The organism is Rhodococcus sp. MH15, assembly GCF_019266045.1.
GTDB classification, from domain to species: Bacteria; Actinomycetota; Actinomycetes; order Mycobacteriales; family Mycobacteriaceae; genus Rhodococcus_F; species Rhodococcus_F qingshengii.
This window is the reverse complement of the sequence record NZ_LPNP01000055.1, coordinates 88,968-97,109: the sequence shown is the minus strand read 5'-3', so window position 1 is coordinate 97,109 and position 8,142 is coordinate 88,968. Positions and strand designations below refer to the sequence as shown.

General features: G+C 62.2%; 8 protein-coding genes and 1 tRNA gene. 5 read left to right on the top strand and 4 right to left on the bottom strand.

Annotated features, from left to right (window positions below; translation table 11 throughout):
- Positions 1-90: 90 nt before the first annotated feature.
- Positions 91-163 (bottom strand) — tRNA-Arg (locus tag ATN37_RS03185).
- Positions 164-405: 242 nt separating this feature from the next.
- Between ATN37_RS03185 and ATN37_RS03180 the strand changes: the two genes are divergently transcribed.
- Positions 406-1,785 (top strand): LLM class flavin-dependent oxidoreductase, encoded by a 1,380-nt coding sequence (locus ATN37_RS03180; protein ID WP_218694737.1) that lies wholly within the window; start codon positions 406-408, stop codon positions 1,783-1,785.
- Positions 1,786-1,940: 155 nt separating this feature from the next.
- On the opposite strand, the gene ATN37_RS32345 is transcribed toward ATN37_RS03180, so the two are convergent.
- Entirely contained in the window at positions 1,941-2,039 is a 99-nt protein-coding gene (locus tag ATN37_RS32345) for a winged helix-turn-helix transcriptional regulator (RefSeq protein ID WP_228401232.1), read from the bottom strand.
- A 259-nt stretch (positions 2,040-2,298) separates the two neighbouring features.
- Between ATN37_RS32345 and ATN37_RS03170 the strand changes: the two genes are divergently transcribed.
- Positions 2,299-3,099, top strand: coding sequence for a crotonase/enoyl-CoA hydratase family protein (locus ATN37_RS03170; RefSeq protein ID WP_218694735.1), 801 nt, complete (start codon positions 2,299-2,301; stop codon positions 3,097-3,099).
- 46 nt (positions 3,100-3,145) lie between these two features.
- Here ATN37_RS03170 and ATN37_RS03165 read toward each other — a convergent pair whose 3' ends face one another.
- A complete protein-coding gene (locus tag ATN37_RS03165) occupies positions 3,146-4,447 on the bottom strand; it encodes an MFS transporter (protein WP_007727683.1) in 1,302 nt (433 codons plus the stop codon).
- 267 nt (positions 4,448-4,714) lie between these two features.
- Entirely contained in the window at positions 4,715-5,902 is a 1,188-nt protein-coding gene (locus ATN37_RS03160) for an ROK family transcriptional regulator (RefSeq protein WP_003946405.1), read from the bottom strand.
- Positions 5,903-6,096: 194 nt separating this feature from the next.
- On the opposite strand from ATN37_RS03160, the gene ATN37_RS03155 reads away from it, so the two are divergent.
- The 3 genes from ATN37_RS03155 to xylB all read left to right on the top strand — a co-directional run bounded on the left by ATN37_RS03155 (position 6,097) and on the right by xylB (position 8,136).
- Entirely contained in the window at positions 6,097-6,327 is a 231-nt protein-coding gene (locus ATN37_RS03155; protein ID WP_020970382.1) for a DUF3263 domain-containing protein, read from the top strand.
- A 69-nt stretch (positions 6,328-6,396) separates the two neighbouring features.
- Positions 6,397-6,714 carry a WhiB family transcriptional regulator gene (locus ATN37_RS03150; RefSeq protein ID WP_003946343.1) on the top strand — a complete coding sequence of 106 codons (318 nt, stop codon included), beginning with the start codon at positions 6,397-6,399 and terminating at the stop codon, positions 6,712-6,714.
- Positions 6,715-6,738: 24 nt separating this feature from the next.
- Positions 6,739-8,136, top strand: a complete 1,398-nt coding sequence (xylB, locus tag ATN37_RS03145; protein ID WP_218694733.1) for a xylulokinase — start codon at positions 6,739-6,741, stop codon at positions 8,134-8,136.
- Positions 8,137-8,142: the final 6 nt, after the last annotated feature.

Below are 8,142 nucleotides of genomic sequence, written 5' to 3'. Positions count from 1 at the left end.
ACATCGAATAACACCGAATATTACGGTATGTACCGAGGGATGCAGTGCAGGTTAGATCGATATTTTGACCTGCGGTTTGAGGCATGGATGTGCCCTCGGCAGGATTCGAACCTGCGACCCTTCCTTTAGGAGAGGAATGCTCTATCCCCTGAGCTACGAGGGCGGGGAGCGTACCGACAAGCACTGAAAACCCTGTGCTGCCGGGGTTTTCGCTTCTCGATACTGCTGTTGCGTCCGCTCGACCTGTCGGCACGAAGCCTCGGGCGTCACAGCTGCGCTAGTCAGTGTAGCGGCCCGCCGACGAGGTCGCGAAGTCGACGGTATCGCCGGGTGCAAGCAGGAGCCGAACCGATCGCACTGATCGCAATGGTGTTCACCGCGGAGCAGGCACGGCATCGTGCGGGAATGACCCGCAGAATCCGCTTCAACGCCTTTGCCATGAACTGCGTCGCCCACCAATCGCCAGGTCTGTGGCGCCACCCGGAGGACCAGTCGTCCAGGTACACGGATCTGACGTACTGGACGGAGTTGGCGAAGCTCCTCGAGCGTGGACGATTCGACGGGCTGTTCCTGGCTGACGTGTTGGGAACGTACGACGTGTACGGCGGCAATCACGACGCAGCGCTGCGGCAGGGCGCGCAGGTACCGGTCTCGGACCCGCTACTGCTGGCGTCGGCGATGGCTGCCGTGACCGAGCACTTGGGCTTCGGGATCACCGCAGGTACAGCTTTCGAGCATCCCTACCCGTTCGCTCGGCGCTTGAGCACCCTCGACCATCTGACGAACGGGCGAATCGGGTGGAACGTGGTCACCGGATACCTCCCCTCGGCCGCGCGGAACATGGGCGAGGACGACCAACTCCAGCACGACGATCGCTACGACCACGCGGCCGAGTACCTCGAAGTTCTCTACAAGTTGTGGGAAACGTCGTGGGAAGACGACGCGGTGGTGCGTGACAGAACCACCGGGGTCTACACGGACCCCGCCAAGGTTCATCCGATCGAGCACGAAGGCAAGCACTTCACGGTTCCGGGCATCCACATCTCCGAACCTTCTCCGCAGCGGACGCCGGTCATCTTCCAGGCCGGCGCGTCGCCTCGTGGGGTGCGGTTCGCCGCTGCGAATGCCGAGGCGATCTTTGTGGGTGCACCGACAAAGGCGATTCTCAAAGACACCGTTGCTCGAATCCGAAACGAACTGACGAAGGTCGGGCGAGATCCGTACTCGGCCCGCATCTACACACTGTTGACGATCATCACCGACCGAACCCCTGAGTTGGCCCAGGCGAAGCTCGAGGACTACCGCAGCTACGCGAGTAGTGAAGGCGCGCTCGTTTTCACCTCGGGGTGGATGGGAATCGACCTCTCCGGATACCGAGCGGACGAGCCGATCGGGAACGTCGAGAGCAATGCCATTCAATCCGCGGTCGCATCGTTTCGTCAGGCCGACGAGAAGGGCGGCGAATGGACGGTGGGGGACATCGCGGAGTGGGCGGGCATCGGCGGGCTCGGCCCGATCGTTGTCGGTTCCGGCGCGGAGGTCGCCGACGAGTTGCAGGAGTGGGTGTCCGAGACCGACGTCGACGGTTTCAATCTCGCGTACGCGGTGACTCCCGGAACCTTCGAAGACATTGTGGAGCATGTGATTCCGGAGCTGACCAAACGAGGTGCCTACCAGGACGACTACGATGAGGGAACGCTGCGCAACAAACTGTTCGGGCGAGGGGACAGGCTGCCGCTCGAACACCGAGGCCGGAGCTTCGACCGGATCCGCACTGCCGGCTGAGCGGGGACCTCAGGACCAGCCGGACCCGGGTACGTGAACCGAGGTGGTGAGGTCGACGGCCTCGATGTCCGAAGACCTCGGTTCGTTTCCGAAGGTGCTGTGCCGTAGTGGTGGTAGCGGTGCGGTTTATTGGGCGCACACCGCTTCTCCCGCGATTACATGGTGATGAGGACGGGCCAGATTGACTGCCCTTTGCAAGTGACCGAGTACTCGTGTCTCGGTGGGTTCTGTTCATATTCACGAGGCTCGCGCATTTCCGTCGGCCGTCAGGATTGCCAACCGTGCGGACAACACGGAGTTGGAGATTTCCCCCGCGCCAGCCAGACGTTGTAGCGCCGCGACCCTAACTAGGCGAACGGGCGTGGACACCGTTGTGGCCGTGCCTTCATCCACTGATTCGGATCCTGCCGGCAAAGTGACCATGGAACTTCTTGCCGAGATGGCATGACGAATCCCCGGGGAACTTACTCTCAGGTAAGTTCGTCGGGGATATGTCGAATCGGAGGAGTTGCCGTGAGTGATCGTGTTCGTGTCGAGGTAGTGCAGTCGGTGGCGTACGTGACGCTGAACCGACCGGAGAAACTCAACGGTCTCGATCTGGACATGCTCGACGCGCTGGTGAATGCCGCTCGAACGATCGAAACCGATCGTTCGATTCGGGGCGTGGTTCTGCAAGGCGCGGGTGACGCATTCTCTGCCGGGTTGGACTTCGCTTCTGCGGGCAAGCAGCCGAGGCGGATGGCAAAGGCCTTCGCGAAGTTTCCCGGTCAGACGACCAACCTCTTCCAACGCGCGTGCTGGGTGTGGCGTGAATTGCCCGTGCCGGTCATCGCGGTCGTTCACGGGCACTGCTTCGGCGGGGGACTGCAATTGGCGCTCGCCGCAGACTTTCGATTCACCACCCCCGATTGCACGTTCTCGGTGATGGAGGCGAAGTGGGGATTGATCCCCGACATGACCGGAACGGTCACGATGCGCGAACTCGCGGCAATGGACGTCGTGAAACGCCTCGCCATGACTGCTGAACTGTTCGACGGAAATCAGGCTCTCGAGTGGGGGTTCGTGAGCGGAGTCAGCGACAATCCGATCAAGCCGGCGCAGGAACTGCTGTCGCAGATCGCGGTTCGCTCGCCGGACGCCGTCGCAGCGACGAAGACGTTGCTGCACAAGACCTGGAACCGCTCGCCTCGCGGCGCGTTCTGGATCGAATCGCGGATCCAACTGGCGCTGATGCGAGGCAAGAACCACAAGATCGTGCGCACAGCGAATGCTGCGAAGAAGTTGCCGGAGTTCGCCTTTCGAAAGTTCGGCTGACAAACTCCGGCATCGCGACGCCGTTGGGCGTCCACATTCAGGTCGATTACACCATCAGGTCTCGTCCTGATCGATCCTTGATGAGCATCGTGGCGACGAACGAGACCGCGGCCAGCAGGGCGAGGTATATCGAGATGGCAAGGGTGCCACCGGTCTTGCCGAGGAGCCACTGTGCGACGGTGGGAGCAAAGGCGCCGCCGAAGATGGTGCCTACCGCGTAGGAGATCGACGCACCGCTGTAACGGATCGAAGCCGGGAACAGTTCGGCGAACAACGCGGGTTGAGGTCCGTACGACAGCCCGAGTCCGACCGAGAACAGGATCATCGCCACGTAGATCCAGCCGAGATTCCCGGTGTCGATGAGGAGGAAGAACGGCACCGCGAAGAGGACCATTGCGAGGTTGCCCACGTTCATCACCGTGGTGCGGCCGCGTCGATCCGACCAGTAGGCGCCGATCATGGTGAAAACGCCCCACGTGACGGCACTTGCGAGCGTGGCAATCAGTAGTTCGGTCTTACCCAGGCCATAGGTCTTGGTTGCGTACGCGACGATGAATCCGCCGATCACCATGTAGCCGTTGCCGTTTGTGCCGATGAAGGACAGCGCCGCGAGTACGACCTGCTTCGGGTGTTTCTTGAACAGAGTTCGGATAGGCGTGTTGCTCTCGGTGCGGCGTTCCTTGAGTTCGGCGAATACGGGTGACTCGCTGACCTTGCTTCGAATGTAGAAGCCGACGCCGATCAACACGACGCTGAGCAGGAACGGCACTCGCCATCCCCAGGTGGTGAACTGTTCGTCCGTGAGGGTGAACGTGCACAGTGCCAAAACGCCGGTGGCGAGCAACATTCCGAGCGGTACTCCCATCTGTACGAACGCTCCGAAGAATCCTCGACGCTTGGTGGGTGCGTGTTCGACGGCAAGAAGAGCGGCCCCGCCCCATTCGCCGCCCGTCGAGAATCCTTGGACGACGCGAAGCAGGATCAACAGGATCGGTGCCCAGATTCCGATCGATGCATACGTCGGCAGCACGCCGATGAGAACCGTCGCGGCACCCATCATCGCCAACGTCGCGACCAGGACACGTTTGCGGCCGAGCCTGTCGCCGAGATAGCCGGCCACGATGGCACCGAGAGGACGGAAGACAAAGCTGATGCCGACCGTGACGTAGGAGACGATCTGGCCTGCCGAGCCCATCGGCTTGAAGAACAGGTCGGCAAAGATCAGGGCTGCAGCTTGGGCGTAGATGAAGAAGTCGTACCACTCGACGGTGGTGCCGACCATCGACGCCATCGCGGCGCGGTCGTATTCCTTCGCGGCGGGCTTGGTGCCAGTTCTGGTTGTGGTCATCGAGCTACTTTCTGCCAGTCACGTGGTTCACCGACACGGTGAAACTGCGAAGTCGGAACAGGGGAGAAACGCTGTTCGATCTGCGACGTTGCCGGTGTGCTCGGTGCATGCTTTTGGCTGACTCGGAGCGTTCCTGCGCGATCTCATCGTCGATATCGACAACCGAATGATCGGTAGGTAATGAATTATGCAGAAGTGTGAGCGTCAACACAAGCGATGCCGGAAAAGTCTGATTGTTTGATGCGGAGCGTGCGAGAAGTCAGCGACTCACGTGTGGAGTGACGCCGCGATCCGCAGATCGATTTCCCTGGCGCTGAGCAGATGGTCGAGGACGAGAACCGCACAACCGAGGATGCCGGATTGTGCGCCGTGGCTGACCGAAGCGATCTGAAGCTTTCGGGTGGCAAGCGCCGTTGCGTTGCCGTAGACGGACTCCCGAAGCCCGGCGAGGAAGAGTTCGTCCGCCTCGGCCATGTCGCCGCCGATGATCAGGACCTCGGGATTGAGGAGATTGACCGCGCCGGAAATGACGTCGCCGATCAGTCGGCCGCTGCTTCTGATGAGCCGGCGGGCTTCGCTGTCGCCGTCCAGGGCGAGGCGGACGACATCACGCACGTGACCGACGCTTCGGCCCTGATCTCGGAGGGCGTGCACGAGAGCCCAACCGCTGGCGACAGTTTCGACGCAGCCGACGTCGCCGCAGCGACACTTCATGCCCCGCGCTGCAGCGGTTTTGGTATGCCCGATCTCGCCGGACGCTCCGAGTGAACCGCGTTGGAGGACTCCGCCCATGACGATTCCTGCGCCGAGGCCGGTTGACGCCTTGATCATCAGGAGGTTGGGCGCACTCTCGCGTCGCTCGCTCAATTCGGCCAGAGCCATCACGTTGGCATCGTTGTCCGCGAACAGCGGAGCCGTGGTCACCGATGCCAGATAGGGGGCAAGCGCGACTCCGTCCCACCCCGCCATCATCGGAGAGTCGAGGCTTGCTCCCGCGGCGACGTCGACCGTTCCGGGAATGCTCAGTCCGATTCCGATGACCTCGGTAGACGCGCGGTGGACCTGGGCCAGTAGTGACGAAAGATGCTCGGCAATTTCGGGCATCAGTTCGTCGGGGCCGACCCCGACCGACTTGTCGATGTCTTCTGCCGCGAGGATCGTGCCCGCCAGGTCGGTGACGGCAAGTTGTGCCCGCGATCGACCGATTGCCACGACGAGAACCACGCCGGACGAGTTCGCGAACGTGAGAGTGGACGGCGGCCGACCGCCTGTCGACGGGCCCTCGTCGTCATCGGCGATCAAACCAAGCGATTGAAGTGCTGCAACCCTGGCCGATACCGCCGTCCTGGACAGGCCGGTGAGCTTCCCGATCTCGCTGCGCGTGGTTGCGGAACCGCTGCGTATCAGCGTGAATACCTCTCCCGCAGTAGCCGGAGTCGTGGACGGTCGGGTCATTGTCCTATTCAAGCATTCCTCGTCGGTAACTTCAGCGTGCGAAAGTTGGCATACTTTGTTCACAAAAAGACGTAAGTAGGTCTTGTGAAAAAGCAGAAGTAGGCATAGTCTGTGTCTTGACTCACTGCCACGGGCGTCCGAGGAGACGAGTCGCAGTTTCTGTGAAGCAGGGCGCACAAACAGGGGAGAACCTGATGAGCCGCACCGATACACAAGAGATCGTCGAGTTCGCACGTAAGTGGCAGCAGTTCGACGGTGGACCTGACGAAGAGATCTTTGTAACCTTCGGCCTCGCCCCGGACGAGTATTTCCGCAGGCTGCAGGCAATTCTCGACGACGGCGTCGTAGCGCTGACTCCGCCGGTCACCGGCGAACTCGCAACGGTCTGTGCACATCGACTCGGCCAATCGGCCAGGCGTCGATAAGTCCGACCCGGCGTCAGCCCAGAGTCACCCGAATCCGTGTCACCCGAGTAAGGAATTGAGGTCGCCATCATGCACAAGCACCTTCCGATGCCGTACCCGACCGCCGAAGTGTGGGACTGGCAGCTGCAGGGAGCGTGCCGCGGGCACGATTCCGCGGTGTACTTCCATCCGGACGGCGAGCGTGGACACGCCCGCGAGAACCGTGAACGCAACGCCAAGAAGGTCTGCGCGACGTGCCCTGTACTCCAGCAGTGCCGCGAACACGCACTCTCCGTCCACGAGCCGTACGGCATCTGGGGTGGAATGACGGAGACCGAGCGCGCAGAATATGTGCGATCGCTGCGTAAGCGCAGCAACCGGATGCCCGCGGTCGCCAACGCGAGCTGACGGTCCTTCGGAAAGGACGCCAGTGTGACCCTCGTAGCCGGTATCGATTCGTCTACCCAGTCGTGCAAAGTCATTGTCCGTGATGCCGATTCGGGAGAGCTGGTACGAGAAGGGCGGGCGGCGCACCCCGTCGGTACCGAGATAGATCCGGCATGCTGGCTCGAGGCGATGGACAGTGCAATCGCCGCGGCGGGTGGGCTCGGCGACGTCGCAGCCGTATCGGTCGGAGCTCAACAGCACGGCATGGTGTGTCTGGACATTGGCGGCGAGGTTGTCAGACCGGCGTTGCTGTGGAACGACACTCGGTCGGCGAAGGCTGCGACCGATCTGGTCGAAGAGTTCGGCGGACCCAAGGCGTGGGCCGACGCAGTTGGTGTAGTTCCGGTCGCCGCGGTCACGGCAAGCAAGCTTCGATGGCTGGCAGATCACGAACCCGGCAATGCCGATCGCACTGCCGCGGTGTGTCTTCCGCATGACTGGTTGTCCTGGAAGTTGGGTGGGTCCGGCTCGATCGAGGAGCTTGTTACCGACGCGGGCGACGCCAGTGGAACCGGCTATTATGCTGCCTCGACGCGCGAATATCGTAAAGATTTGCTGGCGTTGGCATTTCGCGGTCGAACCCCGCATGTTCCCCGAGTTGCATCGCCGAACGAAAAGATCGGAAGTACACGTTCCGGAGGTATTGTCGGGCCTGGCACCGGTGACAATGCCGCAGCCGCACTGGGTTTGGGGGCAGTTCCCGGTGACGTGATCATCTCGATCGGAACATCCGGCGTCGTCTCGGCTGTATCGGCCACCCCCACGCATGATCCCGGCGGGAACGTGGCAGGATTCGCGGACGCAACCGGCCTGCACTTGCCGCTGGTGTGCACTCTCAACGGCGCGCGCATTCTTGATGCGACGGCGTCCATTCTCGGTGTCGATCACGCCGAACTGTCGCGCTTGGCGTTGACGGCGCCCCTCGGAAACGACGGGCTGGTCATGATTCCGTACTTCGAGGGTGAACGGACGCCCAACCGCCCTGACGCCACGGGGGCCATGCACGGATTCCGGCTGCAGAACTCGACGCCTGCGCACTTTGCACGAGCCGCAATCGAAGGGCTCCTGTGCGGCTTGGCCGACGGCGTCGACGACCTGGTTCGTCAAGGCGTCGAGGTGAAGCGAGTTCTCCTCGTGGGAGGCGGAGCGAAGTCGCGCGCTCTCTGTGAGATCGCGCCGGCAATTCTCGGAGTGCCGGTCGTGATCCCTGCTCCGGGTGAGTACGTCGCCGAAGGGGCATGCAGGCAAGCAGCATGGGCACTGTCCGGGGACACGCAGCCGCCGGTGTGGCCGAAACCGGAAGAGCGACGATTCGACGCCGAACCAGCTCCCCACGTGCGCGAGCGCTACGCGTCGTTGCGCGAACTCACCGAAGGTGTCTGAGCGCTC